A 17,360-nucleotide genomic window follows, 5' to 3' on the forward strand; every position below is an offset into this window, starting at 1 on the left:
AAACTTCAATAAGACATAAGGGGGAGCAACATGACTAAAACGCAACTCAAAAAGATAACAATTGAAAAGTTTCGCGCGTTAACCAACGTCGAGATTGAGTTTGGCGACTACATCACTGTTATTTGTGGCAAGAACGGTACGTCCAAATCTTCAATTCTTGGGATTGCCGCGCAGATTTTTAGTTTTGAAAAAGACTACGTGACAGGAGCTAGTCTGCGCGATTTCAAGCAAATCAGCGGCAAGGGCTTTAAATCGCAGTACAAGGAACACATTCGAATATCTAAGGAGTTTGATGTGCCGGGTTCCTTATCGGCAAGTATTTTTCTACACGAGGGGTACACCGATCAGATCGCAACAGCCAATTTGGAGTTGATGACACGGACTGACGATGAGACCAATAAAATATTGCCGCGCCCCGTCATCAGGAAGAACAGCACTGCCACGGGCAATACAAGCAGGAACTTCACACATCCCGTGATTTTTTTGAGCTTGAAGCGTTTATATCCGATTGCTGATCGCGACTACAAAGCAATTGATTTTGATTATTTGAAAGCCCATGAGCAGGAGTTCATTGCACTCACCAACGAGCTACTCAACCGCAGTTCGACCCAGGCCACTGGCACACATGGCACAATCACATCTGCTGTGGCTCACGGAGATAACTACAATCATGAATCGGTTTCGGCAGGCGAAGATAATGCAGGTCAAATTATCATGGCGTTGCTGTCTTTTAAAAAACTTAAAGCAGAATACGCCGACTATAAAGGCGGTTTGTTGCTGGTTGATGAGGCCGATGCTGGCTTATTTCCGACTGCTCAAGTCAATCTGCTGAAGATTTTTGAACGTGAATGCAGGAAGCTCAATCTGCAGGTAGTTATGACATCTCACTCCCCAGTAATGATCGAGTACGCATACGAGCAGAGTCAGCACGAGCACAGCAAGAAATTCAAGACTGTCTATCTGAGCAACACATACGGATCTGTTCAGGTCATACAGGATTGGTCATGGGCGAAGATTAGTGCTGACATTCATACGAGAACTGTCAGCGTAGGAACTGCGGCAAACCTGCCAAGCGTCAATGTGTATTTCGAAGACAAAGAAGCAGAGAATTTTTTTGATGCGTTGATTAGTAGGCAGCCGGTAAAAAAATGCATCACGGCAATGTCAGAAGTGACCCTTGGGTGTACTAACTACGTGAACCTAATAAAAAACAAGGTGCCGGAGTTTACTGAGAAAAGTGTTATTTGTCTTGACTCAGATGCATGTTCACATATTGAAGGGAAGAACTATAAAACCATTGTTCTTTTGCCTGGCGATCTCCCACCTGATCAATTGATTTTTCAGCATTTGTACAATCTTCCTGCAGATGATGGATTCTGGAAAAATGAGTTGCAATTCACCCGCGATGTATTCACCGATGCAGCACGGGACACGATCACTGAATTGAGAATTACAAGTCCCAAGGCTGATCTCAATGAACGTATCAAAGCGTATAAGGGTGGATTAAAGCCGCGTGAAATTTTTAAGAAATTTTACAAAGGCGGAGAAGTCCAGAAGGTGGTGAATTGTGGAGCTAAGCCTTACGGCGCATGGAAACATTGGATCGAAAGAAACCCAGTTTTGGTCAACCAGTTTTTGGAGCAATTCAAGGACACAATCTACGGTGTGATGAAAAATGGTTACGCCGTGGACGATGCCAAACTCACTACCTTGAAAGTTAATTTGAAGAAGGTGCCCAATGTTCTCGAATAGGCTTTACAGCCCACTGCGCTACCCCGGCGGCAAGGCGCCTTTTGCTCCGTTCATCGCTAAGCTGATGGAAGTTAATGGCGTTGCGGGTGGGCATTACCTGGAGCCTTACGCAGGCGGGGCAGGGGTTGCCCTCGGTCTGCTTTTTGAGGGACATGCCAGCCATATTCATATCAACGATGCAGATCCAGCAGTTTTTGCATTTTGGGCCTCTGTAACGCAGCATTCTGAGGAATTGCTGGACCTGCTTGCATCAACCCCTATCACTCTCGAGGAATGGTTCAAGTGGCGCTCGGTACTCCGAGAAGACTGCCAAGCCAGCCTTGTAGAGAAGGGGTTTGCCACGTTGTTCATGAACCGAACTAACCGTTCTGGAATTTTGAAAGCGGGTGTCATTGGCGGGAAGAGTCAGGAAGGTGTCTACAAACTGGATGCCCGTTTCAAGAAGGATGTTATTGCTGCACGGATTGTGGAGATCGCCAAGCGTTCGAAAGACATCTCCGTGTACAGCGAAGATTCTTTGGCTCTGCTGAAACGCTGCAAAGAGTTCTTGCCAAAAGAGTCGCTGATCTATCTTGACCCGCCTTACTACGTCAAAGGCAAAGGGCTGTACCGCAACTATTACGAGCATGATGATCACGTTGCGATCGCAAAGACTATCAAGGCTAAAAGCTTCAAACGGCACTGGGTCGTGTCTTATGACAATGCTGATGAAATTCGCGCCATGTATCAACTCGTTAACACGAAAACATACGGGCTCAACTACACGGCCCAACGACGCTACGTGGGCAATGAAGTCATGTTTTTTAGTCAAGACCTAATTGTTTCTGAAGACGCTATCCCTCAGACAAAGACGGCCGCTTGAATGGCTGCCCCTGCATCGCAGGGCGGCTGATATCCATGCAGAGCCAGAGGGGTGGATTTGGCGCTGCCATTCCATTCGACAAGACAAGATCTCCGCAGGACATTCGACCTAGCGCAGCGGCGAATCAACAGCATCGCTAGACTCAATTGGCAATCGCTAGCGACCCCGTTAGCTTTCGTATTTCAGCTTGGAGCCCCATGCCCGATTCCACCCCCTACACCCCCCCCGCCATCTGGCAATGGAACAAGGAAAACGGCGGCCAGTTCGCCAGCATCAACCGGCCCATTGCCGGTGCCACGCACGACAAGGAACTGCCCGTAGGCAAGCACCCGCTGCAGCTCTATTCGCTGGGTACGCCCAATGGCGTGAAAGTCACGGTCATGCTGGAAGAGCTGCTCGCGCTGGGTCACAGCGGCGCGGAGTACGACGCGTGGCTGATCCGCATCAACGAGGGTGAGCAGTTTGGTAGCGGTTTCGTGTCTGTGAACCCCAATTCCAAGATCCCCGCGCTGCTGGATCGCACTGACCCCGCCAACCCGGTGCGGGTGTTCGAGTCCGGCGCCATCCTGATGTACCTGGCCGAGAAGTTCGGTAGCGCCTTCTTGCCCAAAGACGGCGCGGCGCGTGCCGAGTGCCTGTCATGGCTGTTCTGGCAGATGGGCAGTGCGCCGTTTGTGGGCGGCGGGTTTGGGCATTTTTATGCCTATGCGCCGGTCAAGATCGAGTACGCGATCGACCGCTATGCAATGGAGGCCAAGCGCCAGCTCGATGTGCTCAACCAGCGCTTGGCCGTGCATGAGTATGTGGCGGGCAGCGAGTACACGGTGGCGGACATCGCCATCTGGCCCTGGTATGGCTTGCTGGTCAAAGGCCAGGCTTACAACTCCGGCGAGTTTTTGCAGGTGCACGAATACACGCATGTGGTGCGCTGGGCCGACCAGATTGCCAAGCGCCCGGCGGTGCAGCGGGGGCGCAAGGTGAATCGCGTCAACGGTGACCCGGCCAGCCAGTTGCGCGAGCGGCATGAGGCCAGTGACTTTGAGTCCAAGACGCAGGACAAGATCGAAGCTGCCGCGTTGGCTTCTTCTTCGTCACCCGCCCGATGAGTGTTTCGCAAGGCGCCACCATGATCACCTTGTACGACTGCGCCACGGCGCCCAGCCCGCGCCGCGCGCGCATCCTGCTGGCAGAAAAAGGCGTTGCCCACGACACCGTGCAGGTGGACCTGCGCAGCGGCGAACAGCTAGGCGATGCCTATCGGCAAATCAACCCGCAGTGCACGGTGCCCGCGCTGCGTACCGATGATGGCCTGCTGCTGGCCGACAACGCGGCGATCACCGCGTATGTCGAAGCGCGGTATCCGCAGCCTGCACTGCTGGGCGGGACGCCTGCAGAAAAGGCCGAGATTGCGAGCTGGAACTGGCGCATGGAGTTCGAGGGCCTGCAGGCCATTGCCGAGGCGCTGCGCAACAGTGCGCCCGCCATGGCCAACCGGGCGCTGCCGGGCGCGGTGGACTACCCCCAGATCCCGGCCCTGGCCGAGCGCGGGCTGGTGCGGGTGGCGCAGTTTTTTGCCCTGCTCAACGAGCGCCTGGCAGGTCGCGACTTCATCGCCACTGACCGCTTCAGCGTGGCCGATATCACGGCCGTGGTGGCTGTGGACTTTGCGCGCGTGGTCAAGCAAAAGCCGGGCGAGCAGCACCCGCACTTGCTACGCTGGCGCGCGGCCATGGCACAGCGGCCGTCGATGTCGCTGTAGCTGAGAGCACGGTTCCCGCCACCAGCTAACCGCCCGACCGGGCTGCCGCAGTCTGTCTCCGCAATGGGGAGATTCAAGGATTGCGCGCCCGGCGCGTTCCTTGCATCGTTGCCCCATGCGCCTTCGCCACATAGAAGTTTTCAACGCCGTCATGCTCACCGGCAGTGTGAGCGCGGCGGCCCGCCTCATCAACGTCACCCAGCCGGCGGTCAGCCGCATCCTGGCCCATGCGGAACTACAGCTCGGGTTTCCGCTGTTTCATCGACTCAAAGGCAAGCTGGTGCCCACCACCGAGGCACAGACCCTGTACCCCCACATTGAGCGCCTGTTCACCCAGCTCGACGATGTGCAGCGCCTGGCCAACAGCCTCAAGGGCGACCAGCGCGAGGGCGAGTTGCACATCCTGAGCGTGCTGGCGCTGAGCTACGAAGTCCTGCCGCGTGCGCTGCGGTTCTTTCGGCAGAAGCACCCGGACGTGAAGGTCACCATCGATGCGCTGCATTCGCCGCAGATCGTGTCGGCCCTGGTGTTGCAGGAGGCGGATGTGGGCTTTGTGTTCAGCGCCATCGCCCACCCCGCGCTCACGCAAGAGCACTTGGCCGATGGGCGCATGGTGTGTGTGGCGCCCAAGGGCATGCTCAATGCCGCACTGGTGGCTGCGGGCGTGGTGCACCTGGCCGACCTGGCGGATACGCCGGTGGTGCGGCTCGATGTGCGTGACCCCATCGGCACGGTGGTCAACCATGCCTGCCGGGAGGCCGGGGTGGGCTTGCAGACAGCGATCACGGTGCAGACCTACCACGCCGCGCTGGCCCTGGCGCACCACGGCCATGCGGTGGCGGTGGTCGACACCTGCACGGCCGCGTCGGCCGACCGCAGCAAGGTGGAGGTGCTGGCGCTGGCTCCCCACATTGCCGTGCCCATCAAGTCATTGCGCACCGTGAACCGGCCCAGCTCCCTGCTGGCCAGCGCCATGACGCAGTGCATGCGCCAGGCGGTGGCCGAGACGCTGGAGTCCGTGGGTCTGCGGGAAGCCGAATAGCGCTTTGTGCGGGACGCTGTTGCGCTCCCGCGCCAGCGCCCGTCTGGTGTCAGGCCGCGGGCGCTACCAATGCGGCCATCTGCGCCGCCGTGCCAAAGGCCAGCGTGAAACCCAGCGCACCGTGGCCCGTGTTCAGCAGCAGGTTCTCCGGTGCGTGGGGGTGCCGTCCCACCAGCGGCACGCCCGTGGGCGTGGCCGGGCGCATGCCGGTCCAGGGGCGCAGTTCACTGAAGTCGCTGCAGCCCGGAAACAGCGCGCTGGTGGACTCGCACAGGCTCTGGATGCGTGCTGGGGGGATGTGGTCGTTGTGCCCCACCAGCTCGGCCATGCCGGCCACGCGCAGCCGCCGGCCGATGCGTGCAAAGACCACCTTGCGCGCAGCATCGGTCACGTTGACGCGGGGTGCTGCGCCGGGAGCCTCCGTGGTGTCGAGCGTGATGCTGTAGCCCTTGAGTGGGTAGATGGGCAGGCGAAAGCCCAGCGTCTTCGCTGCCTGGTGGCTGGCGCTGCCCAGGGCCAGCACGAACTGCTGCGCCTCGATGGCCCCCGCGCTGGTCTGTACCGCCGCAATGCGCCGTGCATGGCGCACAAAGCCCTCCACGCGCGTGCCCAGCACAAAGCGCACCCCGCGTGCCGCCAGCAGCCTTTGCAGGCCCTGGCAGACCGCCAGGCAATCGGCGGCGCACTCGCTGGGGGTGTAGATGGCGCCTGCGATGTGGCGCTGGTAGTGCTGCAGCGCGGGTTCGATCGCCACGCAGCGCTGGGGCGACACGGCCTCCTGTTCGCTGCCCCAGCCGCGCTGCAGTTCCATCTGCTGCTGCGCTGCGGCGAGGCCAGCAGGGGTGCTGTACAGCACGAGCTTGCCAGTGTTGGAGAAATTGCAGTCAAGCTGCTCGGCCTGCAGCATGGCTTCAAAACCGTGGCGGCTGCGTGCGGCCAGGGCCAGCAGGTGTTGGGTGCTGCGCTCGGCCGTACGCCGGTTGCAGGCCCGCAAAAACTCGAGGCCCCAGCGCCACTGGTGTACGTCCCACTGCGGGCGCATCTTGAGCGGCGAGCGGGGCGACAGCAGCAGTTCGGGCAACTGTTGCCACAGGCCGGCATTGGCCAGGGGCTGCACATAGCTGTAGCTCAATTGCGCGCCATTGCCGCCGCTGGCGCCAGCACCGGGCTGGGCCTGGTCGATCACGGTCACCTGCATGCCGCGCTGGTGGAGTTCATAGGCGGTGGCCAGGCCCACGATGCCTGCGCCGAGGACACATACCTGCATCTTGTGTGTTCTACGTTGTTGGTTGACTGAAAGTCAATGTAGGGTGAGGGCTGGCCTTTGAACAATGCCAATGCCGGGGGCGCCCATGCCGGGAAGTTATGCATGTGCACCGGTGGGAGGCAAGCCGCGCGGAACAACAGCGTGTAGTTGCAGAAATGGCACTTGGATGGTGCGGCGGCGTGCACCAAATCGGCGGCATAACTTTTGGTCATGACGTACCCGTGCAAATGAATTGTTCAATCGCGGCGCGAATTTTTACAGTGGCCCTGCGTTCTGATTTTTCCATCCACCAATCTGCTTTTTGCACAAAGGGATTCCCATGAAGCTCTCCGCCGTCACCACCGCCGCCATCGTGGCCACCGGCCTGCTGGCCAGCACCGTGGTCAGCGCCGACACCCTCAAGAAGGTTGCCGAGTCGGGCAAGATCACGCTGGCCTACCGCGAGTCGTCCGTGCCCTTCAGCTACCTGTCCGGGCCCGGTGTCCCGGTGGGCTTTGCGGTGGACATCTCCAATGCGGTGGTCGATGCCGTGAAAAAGCGTGTCAACAACCCCGCCATCAAGGTGGAGCTGCAGGCGGTGACTTCGCAGAACCGCATTCCGTTGTTGACCAACGGCACCATCGACCTGGAGTGCGGCTCCACCACCAACAACACGGCGCGGGGCAAGGATGTGCAATTTGCCATCAACTACTTCTACACCGGAACGCGCCTGCTGACCAAGAAGACATCGGGCGTCAAGAACTACGCCGACCTGGCCAAGAAGAAGGTGGCCAGCACCTCGGGCACCACCAATGCGCAGGTGATCCGCAAGTACAACCGCGACAACAACCTCGACATGGACATCGTGCTGGGCAAGGACCATGACGACTCCTTGCTGCTGGTGGATACGGGACGGGCTGAAGCGTTTGCGATGGACGACATCCTGCTGTTCGGCCTGATGGGCAACCAGCGCAACCCGGCCGATTGGACCGTGGTGGGCGATTCGCTGCAGGTCGAGCCCTACGCCTGCATGCTGCGCAAGGACGACCCGCAGTTTCAGGCGCTGGTCAACGGTGTGATCGGCGGGATGATGAAGTCCGGCGAATTCGAAAAGCTCTACACCAAGTGGTTCATGTCGCCCGTGCCACCGCGCAACCAGAACCTGAGCCTTGCCATGAGCAAGGAGCTGCGTGAGAACCTGGTGGCGCAGAGCGACAAGCCCGCCCAGTAAGCCGGAGCACGCATGTCTTCTGTGTCTGCAAGCCACACGCACGCCCCGCAGGTGGTGGGGATTCTGGGCGGTATGGGCCCGGCCGCCGGGGCTGACTTTGTGCGCCTGTTTGTGCAGGCCTGTACCGACCAGATGGAGGTGCTGGGCATTCCGGTGCATGACCAGGCTTACCCCGAGCACTGGCTGGCGCAGGTACCCATTCCAGACCGCACGGCGGCGCTGAATGACAAGCGCCCCGGGGCGCACCAACCAGCGGACCCCATGCTGCAGGCCACCGGGCGGCTGGCGGCGCTGGGTGCGCGGGTGGTGGCGATTGCCTGCAACACGGCCCATGCGTGGCACGGCATCCTGCAGCAGCGGTTTCCGCAGATGGTGGTCTTGCACGGCGTGCAGGAGGTGGTTGCCGAGCTGTCGGCGCGCAAGGTGCAGGGCGTGGGGCTGCTGGCCACACGCGGCGCCTACGACGCGGGCCTGTACCAGCGTGAGCTGGAGCGCGCGCGCATCGCCTGCTTTGTACCCGACGACCATGAGCGCGAGCAGTTGATGCAGGGCATCTACGACGGCGTGAAGGCGGGCAACTATCCGCTGGCGCGCCAGCGCTTTGAGGCCGTGTCGATTGCGCTGCAGGAGCGCTATGGCGTGTCCACGCTGATCATGGGCTGCACCGAGATCCCCCTGGCTCTTTCGGAACACCCTCGGCTGGAGGGGCTCTCGCTGGTGAACCCCTCGGTGGTGCTGGCCTCGGCCTTGGCCCGGCATGCCTACCGGGACACTGTCCCCGTCTGCTGAGCCCGACGCTGCTGGATGCCCAGGGGGTGTCGGCAGCTTCTTTTTCTCGCCGCGATCTCCAGCCTGCCTGGGGCGGCGACTTCCTGAATGAAGGTGAAAGTCATGGCATTCACGACCGTCGGCAAGAGGCTGGGTGCGAGCGTGGGGGCGGCAATGCTCGCGTTTGCGTTTGGCGGGGCAGGGTGTGGCAAGGCGTGGGCCCAGTTGGCGGCACCGTCGCCGTCGCCACCGTCCGCTGGCACCACGCTGCAACGCATCCAGGCCAGCGGGGTGGTGGTCATCGGCCACCGCGAATCGTCCATGCCGATGTCCTATGTGGCCAACGGAACACCCATGGGCTACAGCGTGGACGTCTGCAGGCTGATCGCGCAGGCGCTGGGACGCCACCTCAAGCTGCGCGAGACCAAGGTGGCTTACCGTCTGGTCACGTCCAGCAGCCGTTTTGATGCCATTGAGAAAGGCGAGGTGGACCTGGAATGTGGCTCCACCACCAACACGGCCGCGCGCCGTGAGCGCGTGGCGTTCACCATTGCGCATTTCATCGCCTCGTCGCGCATCGTGGTGCAAAGCGACAAGCCGTATTCCCGCATCGAAGACCTGGACGGCAAGACGCTGGCATCCACGGCGGGCACCACCAACATTGATTCGCTGGCCCGCGAGGCGGCCACCAAGTCGGTCCGTGTGCACATCGAACCCGCCAAGGACCACGCCGAAGGTTTTGCCTGGGTGGTCAATGGCAAGGTCGAGGGCTTTGCGATGGACGATGTGCTGCTGTACGGGCTACGCGCCAGCCATGCACGGCCGCAGGACCTGAAGGTCATCGGCAAGCCCATGACGATCGAGCCCTATGCGGTGGCGTTCGAGCGCAACAACCCCGAACTCAAGGCCGTGGTGGACGCCGAGCTGCGCCGCCTGATCCAGACGCGCGAGCTGCACCGCCTGTACGACAAGTGGTTTACGCAGCCGATCCCGCCCCATGGCATCAACCTGGGAATGCGTATGCCGCACTTGCTGGTGGATTCGCTCAAATATCCGTCCGACTACGTGCCGCAGTAGGCGCCGTGGTGCCTCAGGGGTAGGTTTTCAGGACCCGTGCTTAACGCCAGGCCGTGGCCACCAGCTGGCTGTAGTGCACACCTTTGCGCCCCAGCAACTGCTCGAACACCGCAGGGTTGCCCACGTTGTCGCTGCCCAGCATGCTCAGGGTTTCGGTGCACCATGGAATGCCAGGTACCGCATCGCCCATGCGGGCGCTGAGCTGCGTGAGCACATCGGGCAGTCGCAGCACACGCGCGGGGAGGTGGCCCTGTTGTTGCCGCAGGCTGGCGACGAAATCACCCATGGTCAGCGCCTCCGGCCCGGGGCACTCGATGAGGCCCTGGGTGGCCATGGCTGGGCCCAGCAGGGCAACGATGGCGGCGGCCAGGTCGTGCACCGACACGGGCTGCACGCGCGCGGTGAGCATGGGCCCGGGAAACAGCGCCACGGGCAGGCGGGCCAGGTTCATGAACAGGGCGCTGCTGTCGCCGCCTTTGCCAAACACCACACTGGGCCGCAGGATGGCGGGGGCCAGTGCTCCCTGCGCGGCCAGCGCCTGCAGGTGCATATCGGCAGCGCGTTTGGTGCTGGCATAGCGCGTGTCGCTGCCCTCGATGCCCAGCGCCGAGATATGCACCACCCGCTTCACACCCGCCTGGGCGCAGGCGTTGAACAGGGCCACGGGCGTGTGCTGGTGGACCGCATCGATGGGGCGGGCGCTTCTGTCGCGCAGAACGCCCACGGCGTTGACCACCGCATCGATCCCCGCCAGGCGTGGCAGCCACGGTTCGGCCGTGGTGTCGCGGGCAAAGTCCATGGGGACCTGCAGCGGCATCACGGTGCGCTGCCGGGGAGACACGCCGCCGTGCACCGTATGCCCGGCTTGGGTGAGCGCGGCAGCCACGGTGTGGCCGATGAATCCGGTAGAGCCTGTCAGCAGGATGTGCATCAACAGTGCCTTTGAAACAAAGAGGGAGCCATGCGCGGTTGTGGCCTTGGCGTGGAGCGGCGCAAAAAACTCCTGGCTTCGCTGTAGCGTGCAACGCCGCGCCTGTTCAGAGGCCGGGGTCAAACACCTCAAAGCGGTTGCGGCCACCGTACTTGGCGCGGTACAGGGCTGCATCGGCTGCCTGCACCAGTGTGTCAGACCCGGCCTCCGGGCGTGGAACCACGCTCGCAATGCCCATGCTGAACGTGATGATGGGCGCCGTGGGGGAGCGGGGGTGCGCCAGGGCGGCATTCCGCAGGTTGTCCATGCAGCGCTGCGCCACGGTCACAGCCTCGGGCAGGGGCACGTCGGGCAGCAGGAAAACGAATTCCTCGCCGCCATAACGCGCGGCCACTTCATCCGCGCGCCGAATGGTGGCTTGCAGGAGCTGGGCCACGCGGCGCAGGCATTCGTCTCCGGCCAGGTGGCCATAGTGGTCGTTGTAGAGCTTGAAGTGGTCGATGTCGATCAGGATCACGGCCAGCGGCAGGCCGTGCCTGCCACAGCGCATCCATTCCGTGGCCAGCCGGTCGTCAAAACGGCGCCGGTTGCCGATGCCGGTGACGCCGTCGGTGGTGGACAGCAGCGCCAGCTTGGCGTTGGCCGCCGCCAGCTCCTGCTCCTTGCGCACCAGCTGGGTCACGTCGGTGCGCACACCGGCAATGCCACCCTGGGGCGTGCGCCTTTCGTCGGCCTGCACCCAGCGGCCTTCCGGCAGGCGCTGCAGCACGGCGTGGATGGCAGCACGGTGGTCGGCGATGCGCTGGGCCACCCAGACTTCTTCGTTGCCAACGGCATCAGGGTACTGGCCGCGCTCGGCGCCATAGCGGGCAATCTGCTCGAAGGTGCTGCCGGGCACGATCATGGGGGCCGAGATGGGATACAGCCGCCGGTACTGCGCGTTGCAAACCACCAGCCGGTCGTCGGCGTCGAACAGCGCAAACCCCTCGGGCAGCGATTCCACGGCATCCTGCAGCAGCTGCCGTGCCTGCTGGGCGGCATCCTGCGCCGCTTCCAGTGCCTGGCGCTGCTCGATGAGGTCGGTGATGTCCAGGCGCACGGCCACCACGTAGTTCTCGGGGGTGCGGGTTTCGTAGATGTTGATCCAGCGCCCGTCAGCCAGCCGCTGCACCAGCGTGGAGGTGCGGCTGCCGTGCTCCGACAGGCGCTCGGCAATCCAGGCCTCCTCGCGGCCGTTGGCAGAGGGGACCAGGCCCCGCTCCACCGAATGCCGCAGGATGTCGGCAAAGCTCTTGCCCAGGTGCTCCGCGTAGTTCATGTGCGGGTACATGCGCGAGAGCTGCTGGTTGTAGAGCACCAGCCGGTCCTGCTCGTCAAAGATTTCGATGCTGACGGGCAGGGCCTCCACGGCGCGTTCCAGCAGTTGCCGGATGTGCTGGCTCTCCTGGCGGGCTGCCTCCACTTTCTGGCGTTGCTCAATGAGGTCGCTGATGTCCAGCCGCACCACCACGGTCATGCCCGATGGGGTGCGGCTTTCGTGCATGTGCATCCACGCGCCGTTGGGGTAGTGGCGCACCTCCGGACCGGGCCGGTGGCCCCGGATGGCCAGCTCGTGGGCCAGCCACAGCTCTTCCTGGCCGAGCGCCTCTTCGGGAATGCCGTGCTTCAGGCCTTCGCGCAGCAGTTCTTCATAGGTCTTGCCCAGCGATGTCTGCACGGGCAGGTGCGGGCGCAGGGTCGCCATGAAGTTGTTGCACAGCACCAGCCGGTCGTTCTCGTCATAGATGTCGAGGCCGGCGGGCATCGCGTCCACCGCCTCGCGCAGCTGGCGTTCTGCACGTTCGGCATCGTCCAGCGCCTGTTTCAGCGCACGCTGCTTGTGAACGACATCGGTGATGTCCGTGCGCAGCACCACCACACCGCCGCCATCGAGCGTGCGCTCGGTCAGCTGCATCCAGCGGTCGCCCCGTACCTCCTGCACTTCGGGGCCGGACGGAGAGCGGTGGCGTTGCATGCGGCCCGCCAGCCAGGTCTCCAGATCCTGCTGTGCGTCGCGGATCTCGCCGGAGGCGGCGGCGCGGCGCAGCACGTCTTCAAACCGCGTTCCGTAGTCCACGGCCATCGCGATGCCCGGGGCCACCTCGCGGTAGCGCGTGTTGCACAGCACCAGCCGATCGTCTGCGTCATAGATGGCTAGGCCATCGGGCAGGATATCGAGCGTGGCGGACAGCTGTGTGGTGGCCTGGTGGGCGGCAGCCTGCCAGCGCTGTGCACGCCGCGCAAGGCGCCAGTGCAGGCAGGCGATGGTCCCCAGCCCCAGCCCGGCGGCCACCAGCGCAGCGCGCACGGGCCCTTCAAGGACATGGCTTGCCAGCGCCCAGGCCAGCAGGGCCAGCCCGCCCATACCGCACACCCCACACACGGCCACCACCTGCAGAGCCAGGGAGGTTTCGCGCGGAGGGGCAGGCGGCATGGTTGTGGGGTCCCAGGTTGGCGGTCGCAAGTCTTTCTTGGGGCTGCAGCGGCCTCTCCAGTTTGCACCATGCAGGTGCAAACTTCGGGCGGATCGGTCAGACCTTGAACAGGTTCGCAGAAAGTCTAGCAGTGCCATCCGGTTTGCGGTACCCGCAAATGCGGCAGTCCCTCAAAACCCCTAGACTGCGGTTCCGTCCTTTTCACCCTGGAGAAACCGATGCTCACTGAAGACCTCGATTCCGATGCCCGCGCCCTGGTGCCTGGCCGCACGACCGACGCGGGCGCCACCCGCCGCACTGCCTTGCAGACCGCGTTGGGCCTGGGCTATGCAGCGGCGGCCGCGCCCATCATGGCGCAGACGGCCATCGCCACCCCCAGCGATGGCCTCACCGCCGGCGAAGTGAGCTTTACGGTCAATGGCTTCAAGGCGCCCGCCTACCGGGCAGCACCTGCGGGCAAGACCGGCCTGCCCGTGGTGCTGGTGATCCAGGAGATCTTTGGCGTGCACGAATACATTGCCGACACCTGCCGCCGCTTTGCCAAGGCGGGTTACCTGGCCATCGCGCCGCAGCTGTACGCGCGCCAGGGCGATGCCACGCAATACACCGACATTGCCAAGCTCATGGCTGAAGTCGTCTCCAAGGTGCCTGACGCCCAGGTCATGGCCGACCTGGACGGCGCGGTGCAGTGGGCCGCCGCCAATGGTGGCGATGCCGCGCGCATTGGCATCACCGGCTTTTGCTGGGGCGGGCGCATCACCTGGCTGTATGCGGCGCATGGCCCGGTGAAGGCGGGCGTGGCCTGGTATGGCCGACTGGTGGGGCAGGCCAGCGAGCTGACGCCCAAGCACCCTGTGGACATCGCCCCCATCCTCAAGGCCCCCGTGCTGGGCCTGTATGGTGAAAAAGACACCGGCATCCCCCTTGACACGGTTGATAAGATGAAAGCTGCCCTGGCCAGTGGCTCGCCGCAGGCCAAGGCATCGGAATTTGTGGTGTACCCCGACGCCCCCCATGCCTTCCATGCCGACTACCGGCCCAGCTACCGCAAGGAAGCCGCCGAAGATGGGTGGAAGCGGGCGCTGGCCTGGTTCAAGACGCACGGCGTGGTCTAGGCCAGACACAGGGAGTCACTGGCACCTGCAGCCGCCCCCCTCGGGGGGCGGCTTTTTTAATCTCGCGTCCGGGGCGTGGGATTTGAACGAAAATAGGCCCTAGGGCTTATCTATAAAGCGTAAGAAGCTATGACTTTGGTAGCAATCATCCTGGCCACGCTGGCTGCGGGCATTGGCAGCGTCTGGCTGGCCGCACTGCTGATGCGGCTGGGGCTGGGCGGGCGTGCCGACAGCGTGGGGCCCCAGCACCTGCTGAGCCTGGCGGCGGGCGCCCTGCTGGCCACGGCCTTCATGCACCTGCTGCCCGAGGCGTTCGAGAGCCAGGCGGGTGCGCACGACCTGTTTGCCACCTTGCTGGTGGGCGTGGTGTTTTTCTTTTTGCTCGACAAGGCGGAGCTGTGGCACCACGGGCATGAGCACAGCCACCCCGAACCCGCCAGGCACGACCATGACCACGGCCATGCGCATTCCCACGAAGGCCATGGCCATGCGCACCACCACCATGCCCCCCGCGCAGGGGGCTGGGCCGTGCTCACCGGCGACAGCGTGCATTGTTTTGGCGATGGCATCCTGATCGCCTCGGCCTTCATGGCCGACATCCGCCTGGGCGTGATCGCTGCCGTGTCGGTGCTGGCGCACGAGGTGCCGCACCACATGGGCGACCTGGTGGTGCTGCGCCAGACCAGCCCCAACCGGCGCATGGCGCTGGTCAAGGTGTCGCTGGCGGGTGCGGTGACGGCGCTGGGCGGCGTGGTGGGCTACTTCCTGGTGGGGCAGCTGCAAGACCTGCTGCCTTACTTCCTGGCCGTGGCGTCTAGCAGCTTTGTCTATGTGGCGCTGGCCGACCTGATCCCTCAGCTGCAAAAGCGCCTGACGGCGCGTGAAACCATTGCACAGATTGCCTGGCTGGTAGCGGGCATGGTCATCGTGACGCTGGTGAGCGGGGCGGCGCACGGGCACTGAAGCGTGCTACCGGTTCGATAGCTGCCAGTGCTTGATGGATAAGCGCTGGAGGCCAAAAAATACCTCAGATATCTAGCGCGCCAGTTCTTCCCGCACGGCCGCCACCTGCCGCCGCGACACCGCCAGCAGCTCGGTCGATCCCTGCAGCCGCACGGCCCAGCCTTCGCCTTCCTCGGGGTCGTAGTGTTTTTCCAGCGCCCGCACGGCGCGGCGGGCTACCAGCGCGTTGCGGTGGATGCGCAGGAAGCGGGGGGCGAACTTGGTCTCGATCTCGCTGAGCGAGCCGTCCATGATGTAGCTGCGGGTGGCGGTGCGCACGGTCACGTACTTCTGCTCGGCCTTGAAGTACAGCACCTCGGCCAGGGGCAGGCGCTCGGTGCGGCCCCGGTCCTGGATCAGCAGGGTTTCGCCCTCGGGCACGCTGGGTGCCTGGGTGGGCGCGGGGGGGCGGGTGCTGCGCTGCACCTTGGCCAGTGCCTGCTGCAGGCGTTCGCGGCGCACGGGCTTGGTCAGGTAGTCGGTGGCATCCAGTTCGAACGCGCTCACGGCATGGTCGGCGTGGGCCGTCACAAACACCACGGCCGGGGGCTGGGGCAGGGTCTGCAGCGTGTGGGCCAGGGCCAGGCCGTCCTGGCCGGGCATGTGGATGTCGAGCAGCACCAGATCAAAACCCCGCCCGCCCGTGGGCCCGAGCAGGGCCATGGTTTCACCGGCATTGGCGGCCTCGGCCACTGTCATGCGCTGGGCAGGCTGTGCCTGGGCGCAATCGGCCAGCAGGGTGCGCAGGCGGCTGCGGGCCAGGGCTTCGTCGTCAACGATCAGGATGTTCATGGTCTCTCAAGGGGCTGTTGTTGTTGTCGTCGGTGTTGTCCGCCATGCGGCGCTGGAACGGCGCCACGCGGCTGCCGTTGCGGCTGCCGGGGCTGCCGACATTGCGGCGGGTGGATGGTGATGTGCTGCGCCCACCGCGGGCGCGGGGCTGGGGTTCGGGGGCGGGCAGGGTGATGCGCACCTGGTACAGGCCGTCCTGCATGCCGGCTGTGAATTCGCCCTGCACGTCGTGCAGCAACGCCAGCCGCGCCCGCACGTTGGCCAGCGCAATGCCGTGGCCCCGGGGCGCCGTGTCTTCGCCATGTCCGTTGCCGTTCTTGCCCTCCTTGGGGGGCAGCGTGTTGGTGATGCGCACCACCACACGGTTGCCGCGCAGCTCGGTCAGCACACGCAGCTTGCCGCCGCGCGGGCTGGGTTCCACGCCATGTTTGACGGCGTTTTCCACCAGCGGCTGCAGCAGCAGCGGGGGCAGGCGGGCGCTGTCGGTGCGGGGGTCCAGATTCCACTGCACCTGCAGGCGTTTGCCAAAGCGCACCTCTTCGATGCCCAGGTAGCGGCGCGCGAGCGTGATTTCTTCTGCCAGTGTGGTCGACTCGCCCTGCTCGATGAGGGCCACGCGGAACAGGTCGGAAAGGTCTTCCAGCAGCGATTCGGCCTTGGCCGGTTCTTCACGCACCAGGGCAATGGCGCTGTTGAGGGTATTGAACAAAAAGTGGGGGCGGATGCGCGATTGCAGCTCGGTCAGGCGTGCCGTGGTGGCTGCGGGCGTGCGGCCCCGTGCGCGCAGCACCAGCGCGGCCACCAGCATGGCGGCCAGCAATGCGCCCGTGGCGGCGCTGGCAAGCCAGGGCGGTGATGCGGGCTGCGCGACCAGCGCCAGCATGCCGCAGGCATAGGCCCCCGCCAGTGCGCCCAGCAGCACACCCGCCACGTATTGCTGCACGGTGGTCAGGCGCTGCAGCACGGTCTTGAGGCTGCAGGCCGTGACCAGCCACAGCAGCGTGGCGGGCAGCGCACCGCCTGTCAGCAGCGCCAGGGTGGCCAGCCATGCCACGGGGTTGCCTGCCCCGAACATCGCGCCCACACCCACCACCAGCTCCACGAACAGCACGGCCCGCAGCACCACGCCGACCTGGCAGGCATCGAACACCAGCGCCCGACCGCGCGGCGGCTGGCCGCCCGGCCCTGCGCCAGCGGCGGCCCGCACGCTGCGCGCAGGCCCTTCTGGAAGGGCAGAATCCGGCAGCGGTGGCTGGGTCGATAAAATTTGCGTGTTTTGCATTGCGGCGCCCGGGTTGTCCGGGTGTCT

At 63.6% G+C, this 17,360-nt stretch carries 15 protein-coding genes; 10 read left to right on the top strand and 5 right to left on the bottom strand.

What is annotated here, in order from left to right:
- The first annotated feature begins 30 nt into the window (after positions 1 to 30).
- From IB243_RS06825 to IB243_RS06845, 5 genes are all read left to right on the top strand, one after another.
- A complete protein-coding gene (locus IB243_RS06825; protein ID WP_192425892.1) occupies positions 31 to 1,752 on the top strand; it encodes an AAA family ATPase in 1,722 nt (573 codons plus the stop codon).
- Positions 1,739 to 2,614: a DNA adenine methylase gene (locus IB243_RS06830; RefSeq protein ID WP_192425894.1), complete on the top strand. Its 876-nt coding sequence runs from the start codon at positions 1,739 to 1,741 to the stop codon at positions 2,612 to 2,614. The genes IB243_RS06825 and IB243_RS06830 overlap by 14 nt, the downstream gene beginning before the upstream one ends.
- 197 nt (positions 2,615 to 2,811) lie before the next feature.
- Positions 2,812 to 3,720: a glutathione-dependent disulfide-bond oxidoreductase gene (gene yghU, locus IB243_RS06835; protein WP_192425896.1), complete on the top strand. Its 909-nt coding sequence runs from the start codon at positions 2,812 to 2,814 to the stop codon at positions 3,718 to 3,720.
- Between the two features lie 20 nt (positions 3,721 to 3,740).
- Positions 3,741 to 4,373 carry a glutathione S-transferase family protein gene (locus tag IB243_RS06840; RefSeq protein WP_192425898.1) on the top strand — a complete coding sequence of 211 codons (633 nt, stop codon included), beginning with the start codon at positions 3,741 to 3,743 and terminating at the stop codon, positions 4,371 to 4,373.
- A gap of 115 nt (positions 4,374 to 4,488) precedes the next feature.
- Positions 4,489 to 5,415: a LysR family transcriptional regulator gene (locus IB243_RS06845; RefSeq protein WP_057226658.1), complete on the top strand. Its 927-nt coding sequence runs from the start codon at positions 4,489 to 4,491 to the stop codon at positions 5,413 to 5,415.
- A gap of 49 nt (positions 5,416 to 5,464) precedes the next feature.
- Here the strand turns inward: IB243_RS06845 and IB243_RS06850 are convergent, their stop codons facing one another.
- Positions 5,465 to 6,682, bottom strand: a complete 1,218-nt coding sequence (locus IB243_RS06850; protein WP_192425900.1) for a D-amino acid dehydrogenase — start codon at positions 6,680 to 6,682, stop codon at positions 5,465 to 5,467.
- Between the two features lie 319 nt (positions 6,683 to 7,001).
- Between IB243_RS06850 and IB243_RS06855 the strand changes: the two genes are divergently transcribed.
- The 3 genes from IB243_RS06855 (at position 7,002) to IB243_RS06865 (ending at position 9,737) form a co-directional block, all read left to right on the top strand.
- Positions 7,002 to 7,892, top strand: a complete 891-nt coding sequence (locus IB243_RS06855) for an amino acid ABC transporter substrate-binding protein (RefSeq protein WP_192425902.1) — start codon at positions 7,002 to 7,004, stop codon at positions 7,890 to 7,892.
- Positions 7,893 to 7,904: 12 nt separating this feature from the next.
- Positions 7,905 to 8,681, top strand: coding sequence for an aspartate/glutamate racemase family protein (locus IB243_RS06860; protein ID WP_010463590.1), 777 nt, complete (start codon positions 7,905 to 7,907; stop codon positions 8,679 to 8,681).
- A gap of 102 nt (positions 8,682 to 8,783) precedes the next feature.
- Positions 8,784 to 9,737 carry an amino acid ABC transporter substrate-binding protein gene (locus IB243_RS06865; RefSeq protein WP_225584784.1) on the top strand — a complete coding sequence of 318 codons (954 nt, stop codon included), beginning with the start codon at positions 8,784 to 8,786 and terminating at the stop codon, positions 9,735 to 9,737.
- A 40-nt stretch (positions 9,738 to 9,777) separates the two neighbouring features.
- On the opposite strand, the gene IB243_RS06870 is transcribed toward IB243_RS06865, so the two are convergent.
- Together IB243_RS06870 and IB243_RS06875 are read right to left on the bottom strand one after the other, a co-directional pair.
- The gene (locus IB243_RS06870) at positions 9,778 to 10,668 is read right to left on the bottom strand and encodes an NAD-dependent epimerase/dehydratase family protein (RefSeq protein ID WP_192425905.1); all 891 of its coding nucleotides are present in this window, start codon (positions 10,666 to 10,668) and stop codon (positions 9,778 to 9,780) included.
- A gap of 106 nt (positions 10,669 to 10,774) precedes the next feature.
- Positions 10,775 to 13,141, bottom strand: a complete 2,367-nt coding sequence (locus tag IB243_RS06875) for a GGDEF domain-containing protein (RefSeq protein ID WP_192425908.1) — start codon at positions 13,139 to 13,141, stop codon at positions 10,775 to 10,777.
- A 219-nt stretch (positions 13,142 to 13,360) separates the two neighbouring features.
- Between IB243_RS06875 and IB243_RS06880 the strand changes: the two genes are divergently transcribed.
- Positions 13,361 to 14,257: a dienelactone hydrolase family protein gene (locus IB243_RS06880; protein ID WP_192425910.1), complete on the top strand. Its 897-nt coding sequence runs from the start codon at positions 13,361 to 13,363 to the stop codon at positions 14,255 to 14,257.
- A gap of 129 nt (positions 14,258 to 14,386) precedes the next feature.
- Positions 14,387 to 15,220, top strand: a complete 834-nt coding sequence (locus tag IB243_RS06885; RefSeq protein WP_057226670.1) for a ZIP family metal transporter — start codon at positions 14,387 to 14,389, stop codon at positions 15,218 to 15,220.
- A 72-nt stretch (positions 15,221 to 15,292) separates the two neighbouring features.
- Here the strand turns inward: IB243_RS06885 and IB243_RS06890 are convergent, their stop codons facing one another.
- Entirely contained in the window at positions 15,293 to 16,051 is a 759-nt protein-coding gene (locus IB243_RS06890; protein WP_010463601.1) for a LytTR family DNA-binding domain-containing protein, read from the bottom strand.
- Positions 16,032 to 17,333, bottom strand: coding sequence for a sensor histidine kinase (locus tag IB243_RS06895; protein ID WP_192425912.1), 1,302 nt, complete (start codon positions 17,331 to 17,333; stop codon positions 16,032 to 16,034). Before IB243_RS06895 ends, IB243_RS06890 begins: the two co-directional genes overlap by 20 nt.
- Between the last annotated feature and the right edge of the window lie 27 nt (positions 17,334 to 17,360).

Source organism: Acidovorax sp. ACV01, assembly GCF_014851495.1.
Taxonomy (GTDB): domain Bacteria; phylum Pseudomonadota; class Gammaproteobacteria; order Burkholderiales; family Burkholderiaceae_C; genus Acidovorax; species Acidovorax radicis.